15 protein-coding genes are annotated in these 20,685 nt (G+C 70.0%); 10 read left to right on the top strand and 5 right to left on the bottom strand.

What is annotated here, in order from left to right; translation table 11 throughout:
• Window positions 1–353: 353 nt before the first annotated feature.
• Window positions 354–1,544: an amidohydrolase gene (locus NF557_RS11600; protein WP_252619524.1), complete on the top strand. Its 1,191-nt coding sequence runs from the start codon at window positions 354–356 to the stop codon at window positions 1,542–1,544.
• A 19-nt stretch (window positions 1,545–1,563) separates the two neighbouring features.
• Here the strand turns inward: NF557_RS11600 and NF557_RS11595 are convergent, their stop codons facing one another.
• The 3 genes from NF557_RS11595 to NF557_RS11585 form a co-directional block, all read right to left on the bottom strand.
• Window positions 1,564–2,355: a (2Fe-2S)-binding protein gene (locus NF557_RS11595; protein WP_252619523.1), complete on the bottom strand. Its 792-nt coding sequence runs from the start codon at window positions 2,353–2,355 to the stop codon at window positions 1,564–1,566.
• A 1-nt stretch (window position 2,356) separates the two neighbouring features.
• The gene (ppdK, locus tag NF557_RS11590) at window positions 2,357–5,020 is read right to left on the bottom strand and encodes a pyruvate, phosphate dikinase (protein ID WP_252619522.1); all 2,664 of its coding nucleotides are present in this window, start codon (window positions 5,018–5,020) and stop codon (window positions 2,357–2,359) included.
• 153 nt (window positions 5,021–5,173) lie between these two features.
• Window positions 5,174–6,010: a pyruvate, water dikinase regulatory protein gene (locus NF557_RS11585; protein ID WP_252619521.1), complete on the bottom strand. Its 837-nt coding sequence runs from the start codon at window positions 6,008–6,010 to the stop codon at window positions 5,174–5,176.
• Window positions 6,011–6,062: 52 nt separating this feature from the next.
• Between NF557_RS11585 and miaA the strand changes: the two genes are divergently transcribed.
• The 4 genes from miaA to NF557_RS11565 all read left to right on the top strand — a co-directional run bounded on the left by miaA (window position 6,063) and on the right by NF557_RS11565 (window position 9,341).
• Entirely contained in the window at window positions 6,063–6,977 is a 915-nt protein-coding gene (gene miaA / locus NF557_RS11580; protein ID WP_252624130.1) for a tRNA (adenosine(37)-N6)-dimethylallyltransferase MiaA, read from the top strand.
• A gap of 150 nt (window positions 6,978–7,127) precedes the next feature.
• On the top strand, window positions 7,128–8,471 hold the full coding sequence (locus NF557_RS11575) for an MFS transporter (protein WP_252619519.1): 1,344 nt from the start codon (window positions 7,128–7,130) through the stop codon (window positions 8,469–8,471).
• 52 nt (window positions 8,472–8,523) lie between these two features.
• Window positions 8,524–8,928 carry a cupredoxin domain-containing protein gene (locus tag NF557_RS11570; protein WP_252619517.1) on the top strand — a complete coding sequence of 135 codons (405 nt, stop codon included), beginning with the start codon at window positions 8,524–8,526 and terminating at the stop codon, window positions 8,926–8,928.
• Entirely contained in the window at window positions 8,928–9,341 is a 414-nt protein-coding gene (locus NF557_RS11565) for a hypothetical protein (protein WP_252619515.1), read from the top strand. Before NF557_RS11570 ends, NF557_RS11565 begins: the two co-directional genes overlap by 1 nt.
• Here NF557_RS11565 and NF557_RS11560 read toward each other — a convergent pair.
• Window positions 9,319–9,921, bottom strand: coding sequence for a class I SAM-dependent methyltransferase (locus tag NF557_RS11560; RefSeq protein ID WP_252619513.1), 603 nt, complete (start codon window positions 9,919–9,921; stop codon window positions 9,319–9,321). The two genes, NF557_RS11565 and NF557_RS11560, sit on opposite strands and share 23 nt — an antisense overlap.
• A gap of 89 nt (window positions 9,922–10,010) precedes the next feature.
• Between NF557_RS11560 and hflX the strand changes: the two genes are divergently transcribed.
• The 3 genes from hflX (at window position 10,011) to NF557_RS11545 (ending at window position 15,578) form a co-directional block, all read left to right on the top strand.
• Window positions 10,011–11,501, top strand: a complete 1,491-nt coding sequence (gene hflX / locus NF557_RS11555; protein WP_252619511.1) for a GTPase HflX — start codon at window positions 10,011–10,013, stop codon at window positions 11,499–11,501.
• Between the two features lie 251 nt (window positions 11,502–11,752).
• Window positions 11,753–12,772 (top strand): isopenicillin N synthase family dioxygenase, encoded by a 1,020-nt coding sequence (locus NF557_RS11550; RefSeq protein WP_252619508.1) that lies wholly within the window; start codon window positions 11,753–11,755, stop codon window positions 12,770–12,772.
• A gap of 118 nt (window positions 12,773–12,890) precedes the next feature.
• Entirely contained in the window at window positions 12,891–15,578 is a 2,688-nt protein-coding gene (locus NF557_RS11545) for an MGH1-like glycoside hydrolase domain-containing protein (RefSeq protein ID WP_252619505.1), read from the top strand.
• Window positions 15,579–15,674: 96 nt separating this feature from the next.
• On the opposite strand, the gene NF557_RS11540 is transcribed toward NF557_RS11545, so the two are convergent.
• A complete protein-coding gene (locus NF557_RS11540; RefSeq protein ID WP_252619503.1) occupies window positions 15,675–17,228 on the bottom strand; it encodes an outer membrane protein assembly factor BamB family protein in 1,554 nt (517 codons plus the stop codon).
• Between the two features lie 119 nt (window positions 17,229–17,347).
• Here NF557_RS11540 and NF557_RS11535 point away from each other — a divergent pair, with 119 nt between their 5' ends.
• Window positions 17,348–19,633, top strand: a complete 2,286-nt coding sequence (locus NF557_RS11535; RefSeq protein WP_252619501.1) for an ATP-dependent DNA helicase — start codon at window positions 17,348–17,350, stop codon at window positions 19,631–19,633.
• Window positions 19,630–20,604: a DNA polymerase III subunit delta gene (gene holA / locus NF557_RS11530; protein ID WP_252619499.1), complete on the top strand. Its 975-nt coding sequence runs from the start codon at window positions 19,630–19,632 to the stop codon at window positions 20,602–20,604. The genes NF557_RS11535 and holA overlap by 4 nt, the downstream gene beginning before the upstream one ends.
• Window positions 20,605–20,685: the final 81 nt, after the last annotated feature.

Genomic DNA, 20,685 nt, shown 5'->3' with positions numbered 1-20,685 from the left:
GTCTGGTGTAGCGTGGCAGTCGCAGATCCAGTGCTCACAGATGAGCCGCCGACACGCAACAGGGCACGACCTTGTGCCCTGTCTGTTCGTGCTGTGTCAACGCGAGGCGCGCGCACAGTGTTCCCATACTCACAGGTAGATGCAGCGCCCACAAGAGGTGGCGCGCACAATCCTGGCCAAATCGCTGAGTGATGAGTCACACCGGCCCCAGGCCACGGTGCCGGCTGCCCTGTGCCCGCCCGCCGATGTCGGCCCTATGCCCCGCCCGCCGAGAGGGCCCGCTGAAGTCGGGCCTACTGTGGAGGCGGCGCCGCACGGCGCCGGCCAACGTTCGTCCCACAGGAGGAGTTGCCATGACTCTGGCGATCACCAATGCGCAGGTTGTTCCGATCGAGGGGGAGCCGTTCACCGGCGCCGTCGTGGTGGAGGACGGCAAGATCGCCGCGCTCGGGGCCGAGCTCACCATTCCGGACGGCGCGGAGGTCATCGACGCCGGTGGACAGTGGCTGCTGCCCGGGTTGATCGACGCCCATGTCCACCTCGGGGTCTGGGAGGAGGGTGAGGGCTGGGCCGGTCAGGACACCAACGAGATGACCGACCCGGTCATGGCAGCGGCCCGAGCGCTGGACGGGATCAACCCGCGTGAGCAGGGCTTCGACGACGCGCTCGGCGGCGGCATCACCTCGGTCAACGTCAACCCCGGCTCCGGCAACCCGATCGGCGGCCTGACCGTCGCCCTGAAGACCTATGGCCGCGTCGTCGACGAGATGGTGCTGCGCAGCCCGTCCGGCCTCAAGGCTGCTCTGGGTGAGAACCCCAAGCGGGTCTACGGGGACCAGAAGAAGACGCCGTCCACCCGCCTGGGCGTGGCGCTCATCCTGCGCAAGGCCTTCACCGAGGCGCGCAACTACAGCGAGAAGTCCGGCAAGGCCACCCGCGAGGGGGAGTATGCCGAGGGTCACCTGGTCAACCAGGCCCTGGTCCAGGTCCTCAACCGGGAGATCCCGTGGCGTCAGCACTGCCACCGGGCCGACGACATCGCCACCGCGATCCGGATCTCGGAGGAGTTCGGCTACCAGCTCGTCCTCGACCACGGCACCGAGAGCTATCTGATCGCGGACCTGATCGCCGAGAAGCAGGTCCCGGTCCTGTATGGCCCCATGATCGTGAGCCGTTCCAAGGTCGAGGTGCGGGAACGGACTGCGGCTGCTCCCGGCATACTCGACCGCGCCGGGGTGAAGGTCTCTCTGATCACCGACCACCCGGTCGTCCCGATCGAGCACCTGATCACCCAGGTCGCCCTGTCCGTCAAGGAGGGGATGGACCGCGACGCGGCACTGCGGGCGGTCACCATCAACCCAGCAGAGGTGATGGGCGTGGCCGACCGGGTCGGGTCCCTGGCTGTGGGCAAGGACGCTGACCTCGTGCTGTGGTCAGGTGACCCGCTCGACCTGCAGTCCCGCACCCTGCGGGTCTGGATCGAGGGTCGTGAGGTCTACACCTATGACGAGCAGGAGCGGCGCGGCAACGTGCTCGCGCGCTGACCCCCGCGCGACTGATCGCTCAGTGGTCAGTGTCCGCCGGGTGACCTGGGCGCACCAGGACGCAGTCGGGACAGAGGCCGTGACCGGGCAGCCGGTAGTAGAGGCAGCACCCGGTGCGCTTGAACTCCTCGACCGGGTCGGTGTCCGGGGCGTCCTCGACGTCCTGGTATCCACCGCCCGCGGCGAGCCACGGCGTCTGCAACAGCAGCCGCGCCACCTCGTCGACCTGAGCTGCCTGGTCGGGCACCTTACGTCCGATCACCCGGGCAGCAGCCACCAGGGACGACGCTGCGTTGCTCACGAGGACGCGAGGGGCAGTGCGACCCTCGACGCGGCAGGCGTGCGTGATGCCGGCGACCGCGCCGTGCACCACCAGCTCGCCGATCGCGTGGGCGGCATGGGCAGGGTCCGTCACCTCCACACCGGCCGTGGCATCGACGAGGGCCATCGGGGCGGGGTTGCGGTGGGTCGGGGCCACGAGCAGCTGGTCCATGGTCAGCTGCGGCACCCAGCCGTGCAGCGCCACCGAAGCCAGGGCGATCGACCAGAGGCGGGACACCAGCCCGACCTGGGCAGCGGAGACCGCCGTGCGGACCATCACCTCGTCGGTGGCCAGTCCCGTTCCGCTCGCGAGTCCGGCCCGGGTGGCGGCGAACCGGCCAGCAAGCGGCTCGGCCTCCAGCGCCGCAGACACAGGGACCAGCCCGCCGGTGTCCACCTGCCACACGGCGAAGCCGCCGAGCTCGGTGAGCTCGGCGGCCCGCTGCGCGGGAGGAGGTATGCCGGCGGGTCCCCGGGTGGGACCGCCCACCTCAGTCGTCTTGGGCGTCGAGGACGGCCCGTGCCGCGGCGAAACGCGCGATCGGCACCCGGAACGGCGAGCACGACACGTAGTCCAGCCCGATCGACTCAAAGAGGGCGATCGAGGCGGGGTCGCCGCCGTGCTCACCACAGACACCCACCTTGAGGTCGGACTTCGTGCTGCGACCGCCCTCGGTGCCCAGGCGCACCAGGCCACCCACGCCGTCGACGTCGATCGAGGCGAACGGGTTGTCCGGCACGATGTCGGAGTCGACATAGGGCGCCAGGAACGAGCCCTCGGCGTCGTCGCGGGAGATGCCGATGCCGGTCTGTGTCAGGTCGTTGGTGCCGAACGAGAAGAAGTCGGCGTGCTCGGCGATCTGGTCGGCGACCACGGCAGCCCGAGGCAGCTCGATCATCGTGCCGATGGTGTAGTCAAACTCCTGACCGCTGGCCTCGAACTCCTCGGCCAGCGTCTCCTCGATGAGCTCGCGCATCCGCTTGAGCTCCTCGGCGAAGGCGACCAGCGGCACCATGATCTCCACGATCGGCTCGCTGCCACGCTCGCGCACCGCTATCGCTGCGCGCGCGACCGCGCGGACCTGCATGGTTGGGATCTCCGGATAGAGCAGCGCCAGCCGGACGCCGCGGGTGCCCAGCATCGGGTTCATCTCGGTGAGCTTCTTGACCTGGGCCAGCAGCACCCGGGCCTCGCGCACCTCCTCGTCGGACCCGCCCTGCAGCTCCAGGCGCTGCACGAGCAGCGCCTGCTCGACCAGGTCGGGCAGGAACTCGTGCAGCGGCGGGTCAAGCAGCCTGATGGTGACCGGCAGGCCGCTCATCGCCTCAAAGATCGACTCGAAGTCGGCCTGCTGCATCGGCAGGATCTTGTCCAGGGCCGCGGCGCGGGCCGTGTCGTCGTTGGCCAGGATCATCTCCCGGACCGCCGGCAGCCGGTCCTCGGCCATGAACATGTGCTCGGTGCGACACAGGCCGATGCCCTGCGCCCCGAACTCCCGGGCCCGGGTGGCGTCCTCGCCGGTGTCGGCGTTGGCGCGCACCGCCATCCGGCGCACGTCGTCGGCCCACCCGACCACGGCAGCGAAGTCCTCGTTGACCTGCGGCGGCACGAGCTCGAGCGCTCCGACATACACCTCTCCGGTCGACCCGTCCAAGGTGATGGTGTCGCCCTCGTGCAGGACCGTGTCGCCGATCGTCACCTGCTTGGCCGCAGCGTCGATCTTGGCAGCCGAGGCGCCCGCCACGCAGGGCTTGCCCATGCCTCGGGCGACCACCGCGGCGTGCGAGGTCATGCCGCCGTGCGCGGTCAGCACGCCCTGGGCCGCGATGGTGCCGGCGATGTCGTCGGGGGTGGTCTCCCAGCGCACCAGGATGACGGCTTCGCCGGCCTTGCCCCTGGCCTCGGCGGTGGCCGAGTCGAAGACGATCTCACCGACCGCCGCACCGGGGGAGGCGTTGAGCCCCTTGGTGATCGGCTTCTGGCCGTGCTCGGGGTCGATGGCGGGGTGGAGCAGCTGGTCGAGCTGGCCGGCCTCGATCCGCCGCAGCGCCTGCTCACGGGTGATCTTGCCCTCGTCGACCAGGTCGCGGGCCACCTTGAAGGCGGCCTGCGCGGTGCGCTTGCCGTTGCGCGTCTGCAGCAGATAGAGCGTGCCCTCCTCGACCGTGAACTCGATGTCCTGCATGTCGCCGTAGTGGCTCTCGAGCCGGTTCATCGTGTCGAGCAGCTGGCCGTAGGCCTCCGGCAGCACCGACTCCATCTCGCCCAGCGGACGGGGTGTGCGGATGCCGGCCACGACGTCCTCGCCCTGAGCGTTGATGAGGAACTCGCCATAGAGCTCCTTCGCGCCGGTGGAGGGGTTGCGGGTGAAGCAGACACCGGTGGCGGAGGTGTCACCACGGTTGCCGAAGACCATCTGCATGATGTTGACGGCGGTGCCGAGCGAGTCGGGGATGCCGTGGGCCTTGCGATAGATGCCGGCGCGCGGGTTCATCCAGGACCGGAAGACCGCGTCGATGGCACGCTCGAGCTGCTCGCGGGGGTCGGTGGGGAACTCGCCGCCCATGTGCTCGCGGGCGACCGACTTGAACTTCTCGACCAGCTCCTGGAGGTCCTCGATGCCCAGGTCGGTGTCCTGCTCGACGCCACGGGTGCGCTTGAGCGCGGTCAGCTCGTCCTCGAAGGCGTGGCCGGGGACGCCCTCGACCACCTCGCCATACATCTGGATGAAGCGACGGTAGGAGTCCCAGGCGAAGCGCGGGTTGTCGGCCTCGGCGCCGAGTGCCTCGACAGTGTCATCACCGATCCCGAGGTTGAGGATCGTGTCCATCATCCCGGGCATCGAGACGACGGCGCCGGAGCGGACCGAGACGAGCAACGGACGCTCCGACGAGCCGAGCGTGCGACCGGTGCGCTCCTCGAGGCGGGCCAGAGCCTGCTCCGTCTCCGGCCAGAGGTTCTGCGGCCAGCTGCCGCCGGCGTCCATCGAGTCGACGCACGCGGCCGTCGTGATGGTGAAGCCGTCGGGCACCGGGACGCCGAGGCGCAGCATCTCTGCGACGTTGGCACCCTTGCCGCCCAGCAGGCCCTTCATCGACGCGTCGCCGTCGGCCAGGTCATAGAGGTAGCGGATGGGCTGGGCGTCTGCGCTCATGTCAGGCGTCTCCTCGGTCTCGTCCTCGAGTGCTCGGGGCCGGACGTCACCGGCCCCCACATGGGCAGACTACTGGTTCGTCGGAAGGCCTGTCGCTGCCGGGTGCGTGAGTGTCCCGACACCGATCTGCGGTGGTGAGGCAGCGAGCGGGACTCAGCGCCCGGTCGCTGCCTCGCGCCGACGATCGACGATCTCGATCACGCGGCCGGCCGCCTCCTCCAGAGCTAGCGCAGTGGTGTCGATGACGGGGCAACCGAGCCTGCGCTGGATTGCGTTGACCTCCTCGAGCTCCTCATAGATGCGGATCAGCTCGGTGTAGCCGTCGCCCTGCTGGCGGCTGCCGAGCGCCCGGACGCGCTTCTGCCGGATCTCCTTGAGTCGCTCCGGGTCCAGGGTCAGCCCGACGATCTTCCACCGGTCCACCTGGAACAGCTCGTCCGGAGCGTCGATGCCGCGCACCAGCGGGATGTTGGCGGTGCGGTAGCCGAGATAGCCCAGATACATCGACAACGGCGTCTTGCCCGAGCGGGAGACGCCGATGAGCACGATGTCGGCCTGCGTCAGGGGGTTGGTCAGGTGGCCGTCGTCGTTGGCGATCGCATACTCCATCGCCTGGATCCGCTTGAAGTAGTCCTCGCCGACACCGACGGGGCGGATCACCCGCTCGGGTGCCGTACCGGTGGCCGCCTGCAGCGCGCTCAGGGCCGGTTCGAGCAGGTCGGCGTGGGGGATCCCGGCCTCCAGACACAGCTGTGCGACGAGGGCGCGCAGCTCGTCGTCGACGACCGTGGAGAAGACGGCCATCCGGTGGGCCCCTGGGTCCAGGTTGCGGATCACGGCGCGCAGGCCCTCGGCCGAGGTGATGCGCGGATGTCGGATGATGCGCAGGTCATAGGCGGCATACTGCGCCGCGGCTGCCCGGGCCACGCGCGCGGCGGTGTCGCCGGTCGAGTCGCCGATGACATGCAGCTCCAGGGGAGGACCACTCATGCCCTCAGTATGTCGCCCGCGTCCGTGCCAGACTGCGGCCGTGCCAGGGAAGATGTCCGACCAGCTGCCGGTGGTCGCCGTCGTGGGAGCGACCGCGACGGGCAAGTCCGACCTCGGGCTGGCCCTGGCGCAGCGGTGGGGAGGCGAGGTGATCAACGCCGATGCCTCGCAGTTCTATCGCGGCATGGACATCGGCACCGCCAAGCTGACCTCGCAGGAGCGCGCAGGCGTGCCGCACCACCAGCTCGACGTGCTGGACGTCACCCAGGAGGCCAGCGTCGCGGACTACCAGGCCGGTGCCCGCGCCGACCTCGTGGCGATCCGGTCACGCGGCCACATCCCCGTCGTCGTGGGGGGCTCGGGCCTCTATGTCCGTGCCCTGCTGGACCGCCTCGAGATCCCGCCGACCGATCCGCAGGTCAGGGCCAGGTGGGAGGCGGAGCTGGAGCGGGTCGGGGTTGCTGAGCTCCATGCCCGGCTCACGGCAGCCGACCCCGAGGCCGCCGCGCGCATCCAGCCGCGCAACGGGCGGCGCATCGTGCGGGCGCTGGAGGTCACCGAGCTCACCGGCCGGCCCTTCAGCGCCACCCTGCCCCGGCGAGAGTATGCCGTGCCAACAGTCCAGATCGGCCTGTCCGCCGACCGCGAGGTGCTGGCCGGGCGCATTGCCCACCGGGTGGACCGGATGTGGGAGCGGGGGCTGGTCGAGGAGGCGCGAGCCCTGGAGGAACGCGGTCTGCGGGAGGGGCGCACAGCATCGAGGGCCATCGGCTACGCCCAGGTGCTGGCCATGCTGGACGGGACGCTCACCCCGGAGGCGGCACGCGAGGACACCGGCAACGCGACCCGCCGGCTGGTCCGCCGCCAGGAGGCGTGGTTCGGCCCAGACCCTCGCATCACCTGGTTGCCCCACGATGCGGACGACCTCGTGGACCAGGTGGTGCAGACCGTCACCGGGCTCACGTAGTCTGCTGCCGCAACGCCCACGCACCCAGGAGAGACGTGTTCTTCAGAGCCCGCAGCGACAGCCTCTAGTCGCCGCTGACACCCCGAGCCCCGCGCCAGTCGCCGGGGCGGTGTCGACGTGCTCTGTTCCTTCCCTTTCCTGAGGTGAGTCATGCCTTCGCACCACCCTGTCCAGCCCGATCCTGTCCAGCCCGATCCTGCCCAGCCCCATCCGGACCAGCCCGATCCTGACCGACTCGACCCCGGCCCACCCGCGCGGCGCGGACTGCCGCTGCTGATCTCCAACGCCCTCGACGCCGCCGGTCGACAGGCCGCTGACCTGGCGACCGATGTCCTTGCCGTGGTCGTGCTGGGCGCGAGTGCCGCCCAGATGGGAGTGCTCAACGCCCTGGGGACGCTCGCCTTCCTCGTCCTCGGGATCCCCGTGGGCGTCATCGTCGACAGGTCACCCACCGTCCGGCTGCTGCTGGGCTCTGGCGTGGTCCGCACCCTCCTGCTCACCAGCGTCGTCCTCGCCTGGTCGCTGGACGTGCTCACGATGATGCACCTGTATGCCGTGGCTCTCCTGGCCGGCACCGCAGCACTGGTCGCAGAGACCACGCAGACGGCGATCGTGCCGCGGGTCGTCGGGACGGCGGGCGTGTCCCGGTTGGTCTCGCGCCTGCAGTCTGCCGAGTCTGTGATCACCCTGGTGGTGCCGGTTCTCGCGGGCGGGCTCGTGGCCCTCAGCGGTGCCGGGGTGACCCTGGCGGTGGGAGCCACCCTCACCCTCCTGGCCGCCCTCGTCGTCCTGCGACTGCCCGTGCAGAGCGTCGAGTCGACCGGGTCAGCCGAGGGCGAGCCGGGTGCCCGCGCCGCGCTCGCCCGCTTCTTCCACGAGGCACACCTGGGCTGGGCCACCCTGCGCTCCCGACCGGCCCTGTGGCGCCTGTCGCTGGGGACCATGTCGGTCAACCTCGGCCTGGCCGTCTACTCCGCGATCGAGGTCGTGCTGGTGCTGCGCGAGCTGGACCTCGGAGCGGCGACGCTCGGGCTGATCATGTCGGCCGGAGGAGTGGGCGGCCTGCTGGGCTCCCTGGTCGCGGTCCCGCTCGCGGACCGGCTCGGCGTGCCGCGGGTGCTGCGCGGGTCCCTGCTGCTGCTGGCTCCCACCGCGGCCCTGACCCTGGTCGCGCTGCTCGACCGCGATCGCGCCACCGCCTGGTTGTTGGCCGGGACGTTCCTGTGGGGCGTGGTGATCGTGGCCTACAACGTGGTCAACGCCGGCCTGACAGCCGAGCTGACACCCACCGAGCTGCTGGGTCGGGTCGGCGCAACCCGCCGCACCCTGACGATGGGCATCGTGCCGGTCGGTGGTGTCGCCGGCGGACTGCTGGCCGACAGCGCCGGGATGGTGACCACCGTCGCGGCCTGGATCGTCCTCAACTCGGTCGGCGCCGCCATCGCCCTCACCGCACCCCTCGACGCAGCGAAGGGCACACCACCCGAAGGCTGACTGGTGAGGCCGCGGCCCAATCCAGGAGGGCCGCGGCCTCGTACAATCGGGCATGAGCCACCAGAGCAAGACCACGGGCCAGCGCGACGCCAGCCACCGGCGGGGTCCTCGCCTCTCCGCCGCCGCAACGATCGGCATACTCCTGGCGGTGCTGTCCGGCTGCTCGGAGGACGAGGCCCCGCAGAGCCCGACCACCTCGCTGAGTGCCGAGGACCCCCTGATCACGATCAGCGACTTCGACTACTCCTTCAGCGGCACGTTCGAGCCCGGCGCCACCATCACCGTGCACAACCAGGACAACGTCGGGCACACCGTCACCTCCGACACCGACGGCCAGTTCGATGTCGCCGTGGGGCCAGGGGAGACGGTCACCTTCACCGGACCTGACGAACCTGGCGACTACCCCTTCCACTGCACCCCCCACCCGAACATGGTCTCGACGCTCACGGTGGGCTGATGACCATGGAACGGGTGCTCCGGTGGCTGGTGGCAGCGGCCCTGGTGGTGGACGCCGTCATTCACCTCCAGCAGGCGTCGCAGATGCAGCTGGCCGCACCCGGCGGGATCGGTGGCGGCACGCTGTTCCGCATCCAGGCGGTCGTGGCGTTGGTGGCCGCCGGCTATCTGTTGTGGCGGGGGAGCAGGCTGGCCTATGCCGTGGCTGCCGTGGTCCTGCTGTCCGTGTGTGCCGCCGTGGTCACCTACACCTACGTCGACCTGCCGGCCATCGGTCCAATCCCGCCGATGTATGACCCGTTCTGGACCCGCCCCAAGGTCATCAGCGCGCTCGTGGAGGGGGCCGGGGCGCTCCTGGCGGTGCTCGGCTTCTGGTGGACCAGCCGTTCAGTCAGTCCCGCACGACACGGATGAGCCGGAAGCCGCCGCTCGTGCTGGGACGGTCGACCGCCAGGTCCGGGAACTGCGTCGCCAACCACTTCTGCAGGGAGTCGGCCCCGAGGTTCTTCTGCACAACGAGCCACGCCTGACCGCCGGGCGCCAGCCGCGGCAGCCAGGTCTGCAGCATCTCGTGCAGGACGGCTTTGCCCACCCGGATCGGCGGGTTGGACCAGATCAGGTCGTATGCCGTGTCGCCGGGGGCGTCCTGCGGTGTCAGGGCGGTCACGGTGCACCCGAGCGCGGCCGCGTTGCGGCGCACCAAATCCAGCGCGCGCTGGTTGACGTCGACGGCGTGGACGGTGGCCCCCGGGGAGTGGAGCGCCATCGTCAGGGCCAACGGTCCCCAGCCAGAGCCCAGGTCCAGGAAGGTGCCGCTGGCGGGCGGGTCGGGTGCGTGCTTCAGCAGCACCGAGGTGCCCTTGTCGATGCCGTCGGGCGAGAAGATCCCACCGGCGGTTGACACGACGACGGGGCGCCCGGCGAGCACGACCTCACGCTCGCGCAGCTCGGCGGGCGAGGCGGGTTCGGCGGTGAAGTAGTGGTCCTGAGCCATCGCTGGAAGTCTAGGCGCACACCTGCGGACTCAGAGGGGGGACGAAATCAGTGGATCGGTGCGTTGAACGGTGAGACCCTGAGGAGAACATGACGAACACTGACGCCAACCGCACCAACCGCGACAACATCGCGAGGGGGCACCTCCTGGACGAGCGCGCCGCTGCGCTGGACGGCGCCCCCAACGATCCGACATACGACGAAGGTCTCGAGTCCTTTGACGGGGACCAGTTTGACCGCGAGGAGCGCGAGGCGCTGCGTCGTGTCCCTGGGCTGTCCACCGAGCTCGAGGACGTCACCGAGGTCGAGTACCGCCAGCTGCGGCTGGAGCGTGTCGTCCTGGCCGGCATCTGGACGGAGGGCACGCTGATCGAGGCGGAGAACTCGCTGCGGGAGCTGGCCGCGCTCGCCGAGACCGCCGGCTCCACCGTGCTGGAGGGGATGATCCAGCGGCGCACCAACCCGGACCCGGCGACCTATCTGGGATCGGGCAAGGCGGAGGAGCTGCGTGACGTGGTGATCGCCGAGGGCGCTGACACCGTCGTCGTCGACGGCGAGCTGGGCCCGTCGCAGCGGCGCGCCCTGGAGGACGTCGTGAAGGTCAAGGTGATCGACCGGACCGCCCTGATCCTCGACATCTTTGCCCAGCACGCCAAGTCCAAGGAGGGCCGTGCCCAGGTCGAGCTGGCGCAGCTGCAGTATCTGCTGCCGCGCCTGCGTGGCTGGGGTGAGTCGATGTCTCGGCAGGCCGGTGGTCGGGTGGCCGGCGGTGAGGGCATCGGCTCCCGCGGCCCCGGTGAGACCAAGATCGAGCTGGACCGGCGGCGCATCAACCAGCGCATCGCCAAGCTGCGCCGCGACATCAAGGGCATGAAGACCACGCGGGACACCAAGCGTGCCTCGCGCAAGGTCAACCACGTGCCGTCGGTGGCTATCGTCGGCTACACCAATGCCGGCAAGTCCTCGCTCCTCAACCGGCTCACCGGGGCCGGCGTGCTGGTGCAGGACCAGTTGTTTGCGACGCTCGACACGACGGTGCGTCGGGCCGAGACGAGTGAGGGCCGGCCCTACACGTTGACCGACACCGTCGGGTTCGTGCGCTCACTGCCGCACCAGCTCGTCGAGGCGTTCCGCTCGACCCTGGAGGAGGCGGCCGACGCCGACGTGCTGCTGCACGTCGTCGACGGGTCGCACCCCGACCCGGAGGGTCAGATCGTGGCCGTGCACGAGGTGCTCGCCGAGGTCGAGGCCGGGGAGAACCGCGAGATCATCGCCGTCAACAAGGCCGATCTGGCCGACCCCGAGGTGCTGGACCGGCTGCAGCGGGCCAATCCCGACGTGGCGATCGTCTCGGCGCGCACGGGCCGGGGGCTGGAGTCGCTGACCGCGATGATCGAGGCCGCGCTGCCGCGCCCGGAGATCGAGGTCGACGTGCTGGTGCCCTATGAGCGTGGTGACCTGGTGAGCCGCCTGCACGCCGAGGGCGACGTGCTGACCGAGGAGCACACGCCGGAGGGCACGCGCCTGACGGCGAAGGTGACTGCGGACCTGCACGGCGTCCTGGGCTCCTACGCCGTCTGACCAATTTTGGTAGGGGTTTCGTAGGCCCTCCTCGCATTTTGGTAGGGGTTTCGTACGTGGGAAATCTCTGCCGATGCGTCTTGGTAAAAGTTTGTGTGATGGATACAGTAAGCGGGTGTTGGTCAATCGGAAGGTCGTCGCGCTCGTGCGACGGCTGCACGTGGACCTCGGGTGTCTGGCGAGCGACCTGTGTCGTCGGTGAGCTCGACCTCAGACCCAGCCACTCCGCATACTTCCGAGGAACCTGACCCATGACTGAGCACCTGCCCGTCCTTGACCTCTCCCTCGCCGACGACCCGGCCACCGCAGACCTGTTCCGTGAGCAGTTGCGTGAGGCGACCCATGACTACGGCTTCTTCTATCTCGTCGGCCACGGCATCGAGCCGTCCCTGACCAGCGAGGTCATCAGCGTCGCCCGCGAGTTCTTCGCCCTGCCCGAGGCCGACAAGCTTGAGATCGAAAACGTCACCAGCCCGCACTATCGCGGCTACACCCGCGTCGGCGGGGAGCGCACCCAGGGCAAGGTCGACTGGCGCGAACAGATCGACATCGGCCCCGAACGTGCGGCGGTCCCGGCCGGACCAGACGTCCCGGACTACTGGGCGCTGCAGGGCCCCAACCTGTGGCCGAGCGCCCTGCTGCGGGTCCGCGAGGTCGTGGAGACCTGGAACCAAACCCTCTCGGACGTGGCCACCCGCCTGCTGGCGGAGTGGGCCGAGTCCCTCGGTCAGCCGCGCGACATCTTCGACGAGACCTTCGGCGACGCGCCCGCGACCCTGACCAAGGTGGTGGGCTATCCGGGTCGCGTTGAGGGCGGCACCGAGCAGGGCGTCGGGTGGCACAACGACTCTGGCGTGCTCACGCTGCTGCTGGTTGAGCCGGGCAAGGCTGGGCTGCAGGTTGAGCGGCACGGCGAGCCGCTGGACGCACCACCGATCGAGGGGGCCCTGATCGTCAACATCGGCGAGATGCTCGAGTGGGCGACCGACGGCTACCTCAAGGCCACCAATCACCGGGTGCTCGCTCCCGAGGCAGGCACTGACCGGATCTCGGTGCCCTACTTTCACAACCCGAGGCTGGATGCTGTCTTCCCCAAGCTCGCCCTGCCGGAGCACCTGGCCGCTCGGGCTCCGGGGGTGACGCTCGACGAGAGCAACCCGATCCTGGGTGTCTACGGCGAGAACGCGCTCAAGAGCAGGGTCCGGGCCCACCCGGACGTCACCGAGGCGCACCACCCGCACCTGCTGCCGCCGCAACAGCGCAGCGCCTGAACCACAGGCCACGACCAGCGAAACCCCTGCAAAAAGACGGGGAGGACCAGCGAAAGCCCTGCGAAAAGACGGGGCGGACCAGCGAAACCCCTGCCAAAATTGTGGGAGGGTCGAGGGCGTGAACGCCGAGCAGCAGAGAGTCGCCGAGTCCGACGATGCCCGCGCGCCGTGGCGCCTGTGGGGTCCCTACGTCTCCGCCCGGCAGTGGGGCACGGTCCGGGAGGACTACTCCGCCGACGGCAACGCCTGGGCCCACCTGCCGTTCGAGCACTCCCACCAGCGGGCCTACCGCTGGGGCGAGGACGGGCTGGCCGGCCTGTGCGACATCGACGGCTTCCTCAACCTCGGTCTGGCGCTGTGGAACGGCCGCGACGACCGGCTCAAGGAGCGGCTGTTCGGCCTGACCAACCCGCAGGGCAACCACGGCGAGGACGCCAAGGAGCACTGGTGGGCCATCGAGGGCACGCCGACGCACAGCTATGCCCAGTGGCTCTACCGCTACCCGCAGGCCGCTTTCCCCTATCAGGACCTGATCGACGGCAACGCCGCCCGTGGCTACGACGACGACGAGTATGAGCTCTTCGACACTGGTGTGCTGCAGGAGAACCGGTTCTTCGACGTCGTCGTGACCCACGCCAAGGCCGCGCCCACCGACATCGTCATGGAGGTGACCGCCACCAACCACGGCCCGGAGGCGGCGCCCCTGCACCTGGTGCCACAGCTCTGGTTCCGCAACACCTGGTCGTGGGGCCTGGACGACCGGCGTCCGGCGATCGTCCTGGCAGGGGAGGAGGGGGAGTATGCCGAGGGCCAGGTCGTGCTCGAGGCGCACCACCACGAGCTGGGCCAGGTCCGGCTCACTGCCGACGGTGCGCCACGGGTCCTGTTCTGCGACAACGAGACCAACTATGCAGACCTCTATGGCGAGGACGCCGTCCCGGCCAGCCACACGGGATACCCGAAGGACGCGATCGACCGAGCCGTCGTCCATGGCGAGGACGCCGGCAACCCGGGGCAGACCGGCACCAAGGCCGCCCTCTGGTGGCAGTTCGACGAGGTCGGTCCCGGGGACAGCGTGACCGTCCGGCTCAGGCTGACCGCACAGCAGTCCCCGGCGACCCCGCAGGTCCACGAGCCCCAGCCCCCGACCCTCAAGCCCGCCGACGAGGTGCTACAGACGCGCCGCCGCGAGGCTGACGAGTTCTATGCCGAGGTCATCCCGGAGGGCACCAGTGCCGACGACCGGCACACCGCCCGCCGCGCCTTCGCCGGCCTCCAGTGGGGCAAGCAGCTCTATCTCTATGACGTGACGCGCTGGCTGGCCGGCGACCCGGCCCAACCGCCACCGCCTCCGCAACGTGCGGATCGGCATGCCGGCCGCAACGTGCACTGGCAGCACGTCAACCTCGCCGAGGTCATCTCGATGCCGGACGAGTGGGAGTATCCCTGGTTCGCCACCTGGGACCTGGCCTTCCACACCGTGCCGCTGGCCCACGTCGACCCCGCGTTCGCGAAGTTCCAGCTGCTGCTCATGTGCCGTGAGTGGGCGATGCACCCCAACGGCCAGCTGCCCGCCTACGAGTGGAACTTCTCCGACGTCAACCCGCCCGTGCACCCGTGGGCGGCGTGGCAGGTCTACAGCATCGACGGCAACCGGGACCGGGACTTCCTGCAGCGGATCGTGCTCAAGATGCTGCTCAACTTCCCCTGGTGGGTCAACCGCAAGGACGCAGACGGCTCCAACGTCTTTGAGGGCGGTTTCCTCGGGATGGACAACGTCGGCCTCTTCGACCGCTCTGAGGAGCTGCCCGGGGGCGGGCGCCTGGAGCAGGCTGACGCGACGGCGTGGATGGGGATGTTCTGCCTGCGGATGCTGCGGATGTCGGTGGAGCTCGCTCGCGAGGACCCTGCCTGGGACGAGGTGGCCACCAAGTTCCTGGTCCACTTCCTGGCGATCGCGGAGACGATGGAGGACGCCGGGGCCGACCACACCTCGCTGTGGGACCCGGAGATGCGGTTCTTCCAGGACGTGCTCGTGGAGGACGACGGCACGGCGCACCGGATGCCGGTGCGCTCGATGGTCGGGCTGCTGCCGCTGACCGGGGTGTCGATCCTGCCCAACTGGGTCGCTCAGGAGCTGCCCGACCTCACGGACTTCTTGCGTGGGTGGATCGAGCGTCGTCCAGAACTGCAGGATGCGTTGTTGCACACCAACTTCCACGGCTTTTCGGTGCGCACGCTGTCGATGCTCAGCCAGGAGCAGCTCGCCTCGCTGGTCGGCTATCTGCTCGACGAGGACGAGTTCCTCGCCCCGCACGGCATCCGCTCCCTGTCGGCAGCGCACCGGGAGGGCCTGACGGTCCGGATCGGCGACGACGAGCTCGGCCTGCGCTACGAGCCGGCCGAGTCCCGGTCCGGCATGTTCGGTGGCAACTCCAACTGGCGCGGCCCGATCTGGTTCCCGGTGAACGCCATGCTCACCGACGCCGTGCGGATCTATGGCCGTGGTGCCGGCATCGACATGCGGGTCGAGTTCCCCACCGGCTCCGGCCACCGGATGTCGTTGACTCAGATCGCGACCGAGCTCGAGCAGCGTCTCGTCTCGCTCTTCCGTCCCGGTCCGGACGGACGACGGCCGAGCACGCCGATCCACCACCCGAGCGGCCCGCTGTGGGACGTGCACCCGACGTTCAGCGAATACTTCAACGGGGACAACGGGACCGGTCTGGGCGCCTCGCACCAGACGGGCTGGACGGCCATGGTCGCTCACTACATCTGCGCACCCGAGGGCATCACCAACCGCTGATGGACCTAAGTGGCAGCGGCGGACCGCCGACCGGCGTGAGCGGGTGGCAGCGGGTGGCAGCGGGCGGCAGCGGGTGGCAGCGGCGAGCCTGCATGCTCACCGGCCTGCACCTGGGTCGGCATAGGCGGTCAGGCCGTCCGGCTCCGCCACGACCACTCCCGTCCCCTCCGCGAGGGCAGTGCCGATGGGGCCGGGCAGCGGCCACGGCGCACCTGGCGCTGACTCGCCGGTGCCGTCAAGGAGCTGATATCGGTCCGAGGCCAGGACCCGGTCCTTCGCGATGCCCGGCGTCTGGATGTCGACCAGGTCATGGTCCTCCACCCAGTGCCGGTCCGACGTGGTCGCCGGGCGATCCGCCCCGGTCTCGATGTCGATGATCCGCAAGCCGTCGGACGCTGTGACCGCGACCTCGGTGGGACTGACCAGCCACGGCTCGGGACGCGAGGGCTCCGCATCCGCGGAGGTGGTCGCTCCGAGCCCCACCTGCCAGAGCCGCTCACCGGTCATCGGGTCGAGCCGGACGAGGTCGATGTCGATGTCTTGGTAGGTGAGCGAACCATCCTGGGCCACAGCCTGTCCGTCGCGCCACAGGCAGGCCAGGAGTGGGTCGTCGTCCGCGCCCGTCATGTCGGGGTCACAGAAGTTGGAGGTGGCTGGCGCCCGCCACAGCACCTCCCCGGTCTCGGCGTCCATGCCCAGCGTCAGCTGATCCGTCATGTCCCAGGCCTCACCGTCAGCCGGTGGCCCGGTGCCGAGCCCGATCGAGCCGACCAGGACCGAGCCGTCGCCGAAGCTGTAGAAGGACCAGCCGGTGTCGGTGGACTGGCCGGCGGCAAAGGTCTGCGTCGTATCAATCTGCCAGGTCAGCTGTCCGTCCACGATGCGGCCGACCTGTGTGCCGTCCTCAGCGACCCGGCTGAGTCCGAGCGGACCGATCCCCGTCCAGCCGGGCACGCCGGCGGCGCTCTCAGGAGGTGACTCGAGCCCTCCGTCTGCCAGCAGCGACTGCAGACTCCAGTCCCCGTCGACAGGGACCGTGACGCACGCCAGGGTGTCGTCGTGCGGACAGACGGACGGCAGGTCCGCGTGACTCAGCGCACGGGCGGACCTGAGCACCTCCCGCCCGGTCCCGGGATCGCGCAGGACTGCAAACGCCGCAGCCGCGTCTGCCGGCCCCGACTCTGACGGGGCGAGGTGAGCCACCAGGCTGTCAACCCCCACGACGCTGAGTGACTGCCCGCGCGGACGCAGCGAGACGCTGGCAGGACTGGACCAGAGCACCGCACCGTCCTGTGGGTCGATGCCCGTGATCTGCAGCTGCTCGTCCGCCAGGGTGTAGAGCACGAGTGCGTCGCCGACCAGGACGGGCTCAGAGGCGGGCACGATGTCGCCGTTGTGCCAGCGGACACGGGCCAGCTCCTGCTCCCGAGCGGTGGTGGACCGGGCGCTGGGTGACGCGGACGATCCCGAGGCGTCGCTGGAACCCTGTGACGTGGAGCTGACCCCGGACGGCTGAGCTGGGCTGGTCGTGGTGGTACTCACGTCCGTGGTGGTGCTCACGTCCGTGGTGTCATCGACCACCTCGGCCTGGCAGGCCACGAGGACCAGCGCGACGCACGGGAGGGTCGGCAGCAGGAGTGAGCAGCGCATGCGCACAGCAGAGCACGGGCGAGCGTGCCGCCGCAGAAACTGTCCACAGGCGACAACCTCGTCCACAGGCCGCACCGGTGGGCGCCAGCGGTGTCAGCCCCTCGACATACTCTGTGGGCATGCCTGCCGATCTCGACGCACTCCTGCACGCGGCGGTCCAGGGGGTCGGCGGCACCGAGCGCCCGGGTCAGGTCCAGATGGCTCACGCGGTGCGCGACGCCGTCGAGCGCGAGGAGCACCTGCTCGTCCAGGCGGGCACGGGCACCGGCAAGTCGCTGGCCTATCTGGTGCCGGCGATCGCGCACGCCATGGCGACCGGCAAACCCGTGGTCGTGGCGACCGCGACGCTCGCACTGCAGGCCCAGATCATCGACCGTGACCTGCCCCGCATCGCCGATGCACTGGCACCCGTGGTCGGCCGCCGACCCACTTTCGCCCTGGTCAAGGGGCGGGCCAACTATCTTTGCCAGCACAAGCTCCAGGGCGGCTTCCCTGACGAGGACGAGGACTCCTTGCTCACGGTCGGCCAGGTCGACCGCGAGCGCTCGCGCCTCGGCGACGAGGTGCTCCGGCTGCGCGAGTGGTCGGAGGTGACCGAGTCCGGCGACCGCGACGAGCTGGTGCCGGGGGTCAGCAACCGCGCCTGGCGGCAGGTGTCTGTCTCGGCCAGGGAGTGTCTCGGACAGAGCTGCCCGCAGGTGGGGGAGTGTTTCGTCGAGGTCTCCCGGGCCGCGGCGCACCAGGTGGACGTGATCGTCACCAACCACTCGTTCATGGCGATCGACGCGTTCGAGGGGCGGCAGATGCTGCCCGACCACGACCTGCTGATCATCGACGAGGGGCACGAGCTGACCGACCGGGTGACGTCCACCATCACCGACGAGCTCACGTCCGCCACGATCGCCGGGGCTGCCAAGCGGGCCGCGAGGATGGGGGAGACCAGCGACCTGACCGAGGCCGCCACCGCGATGCAGACGGTGCTCGACGAGCTGCCGGAGGGGCGGCTCACCGGCCTGCCCGACCGACTGGTGCTGGCACTGAGCTCGGTTCGCGATGCGGCCCGTGCACTCCAGACCGAGCTCAAGCCCAAGGGCAAGGAGGAGGCCGACGGCGCGCGGCAGGTGGCGCGAGCGGCGGTCGAGGAGGTCTTCGACACCGCCGAGCGGGTCCTGGAGGAGCGGGAGCTCGACGTCGCCTGGGTCACCCAGGACCGGATGCGCGGCGCCGTGCTGCGCGTGGCACCGATGAGCGTCGCCATGCTGTTGCGCGACAAGCTCTTTGACGAGCGCACCGTCGTGCTGACCTCGGCGACGCTGGAGCTCGGTGGCACGTTCGACTCGGTCGCCGGCACGCTCGGGCTGACCGGGCGTGGCGGGCCGGCCTGGAACGGACTCGACGTAGGCAGCCCGTTCGACTACAAGCAGCAGGCCATCGCCTATGTCGCCAAGACGCTCCCCCCGCCCGGACGGGACGGCACCTCGGACAAGGTCTTCGACGAGATCGAGGCCCTGGTGCGAGCTGCTGGTGGACGCACGCTCGGGCTGTTTAGTTCGCGCCGCGCGGCCGAGGCCGCGACCGAGGAGATGCGCTCTCGGCTCGCGGACGACGCCGTCACCGTGCTGTGCCAGGGCGATGACCAGACACCGACCCTGGTCCGGCAGTTCGCCTCTGACACCAAGACCTGCCTCTTCGGCACCATGTCGCTGTGGCAGGGCGTCGACGTGCCGGGCTCGGCGTGCCAGCTCGTGATCATCGACCGCATCCCCTTCCCGCGTCCCGACGACCCGCTGGCCTCGGCCCGTTCGGAGGCGATCGCCCGGATGGGCGGCAACGGGTTCATGCAGGTCTCCGCGACCCATGCCGCACTGAAGCTGGCGCAGGGTGCCGGACGCCTGGTCCGCCGGGGCCAGGACCGCGGAGTCGTCGCCTTCCTCGACTCCCGGATGGTCTCTGCGCGCTATGCCGGCTTCCTGCAGAAGTCCCTGCCACCGTTCTGGCCCACTACCAACACCGCGATGGTGCTCGATGCGCTGCGCCGGTTGGACCAGACCGCTCCTGACCCGTTGCCCGTCGCCGAGCCGGCGATGCGTGGCACCAGGGGTGGGTCGGGCGGAGCGAAGGGCGCGGGCAGCAGCACCACGGGCAACAGCACCACGGTCGCCACGGATGCCCAGGACGCAGCAGCCGTGGCCGACCCACCACCGGTGGCGCGCAGCGCCCGCACCGCTGTCACCGGCGGTCACGCCTGGACGGACGACCAGGACGAGGAGCTGCGCGAGGGCGTCGAGGCGGGCGTGGACCTCGTCGAGCTGGCCGACCACCTCCAACTGCCCCCGGATGCCGTGACGGCGCGCCTCAACCAGCTCGGGCTCGAGCTGCAACCCGATGGGATGCTGGACCTGTGAGTGACACCCCGGGCCTCGTCCTGGTCTCCGGCCCCGAACAGATCCTCGCCCAGCGTGCGGTCGACACCGTGCTGACCACGCTGCGCGCGCACGACCCCGAGGTCGACGTCGTCAAGATCCCCGCGGCCGACTATGAGCCCGGCGCCCTCGGCGTGCACGCCAGCCCGTCCCTGTTCGGTGGCTGGACCGCGATCGTGGTCGAGGACTTTGACGAGGCGGACGACGCGCTGGTGGAGGACGCCCACGCCCTGGCCCACGACCTGCCCGAGGGGGTCACCCTCGTCGTCCGCCACAAGAGCGGCAACCGCGGCAAACGAGTGCTCGACGTCCTCAAGAAGTCGGGCCGGGTGATCACCGCCCCCGCCATCAAGTCCGACCGGGACAAGGTCTCCTTCGTGCAGCAGGAGTTCAAGACGGCGTCGAGGCAGATCGAGGAGCCGGCCGTCACCGCTCTGGTCCAGGCGGTCGGCAAGGACGTCGCCGAGCTGGCCACGGCCTGCGCGCAGCTGATCCGCGACACCACGGGGCGGGTCCGGGCGGCCGATGTGGAGACCTACTACGGCGACAAGGTCGAGACCACCGGCTTCAAGGTGGCCGACGCGGCCCTGCGTGGCGACACCGCCGAGGCGCTGCGCCTGTTGCGGCACGCCTTTGCCGGCGGGCTCGACCCAGTCCCGATCATTGCCGTCCTGGCGATGCAGCTGCGCCAGGTCGGCAAGGTCGCCAGTGCGGGCCGGGCCAGCGCCGCCACGCTAGCCCGGGACCTCGGGATGGCTCCCTGGCAGATCGACCAGGCGCGCCGGACGGCGCAGGGGTGGGACGGCATACGCCTTGGCACCGCGATCGAGGCGGTCGCCGCGGCGGATGTCGAGGTCAAGGGTGGGTTGCGGACCGGCACGGCGGTCGCTCGAGACCCGGAGTATGCCGTGGAGCGGGCCGTCGTCGCCGTCTGCCGGGCGCGGCAGGGCTGAGTAGTTTGCGTCAAGGCTGACTATCGGGTGCGGCATCCGCCGACGTGTCGCTGTTGGGAGAACTCATCAGGCTTTTGGGAG

The sequence above is a fragment of the Ornithinimicrobium cryptoxanthini genome, from assembly GCF_023923205.1.
GTDB lineage: Bacteria > Actinomycetota > Actinomycetes > Actinomycetales > Dermatophilaceae > Ornithinicoccus > Ornithinicoccus cryptoxanthini.
The sequence above is the reverse complement of the archived record's forward strand: the minus strand, read 5'-3'. Positions and strand labels throughout refer to the sequence as shown.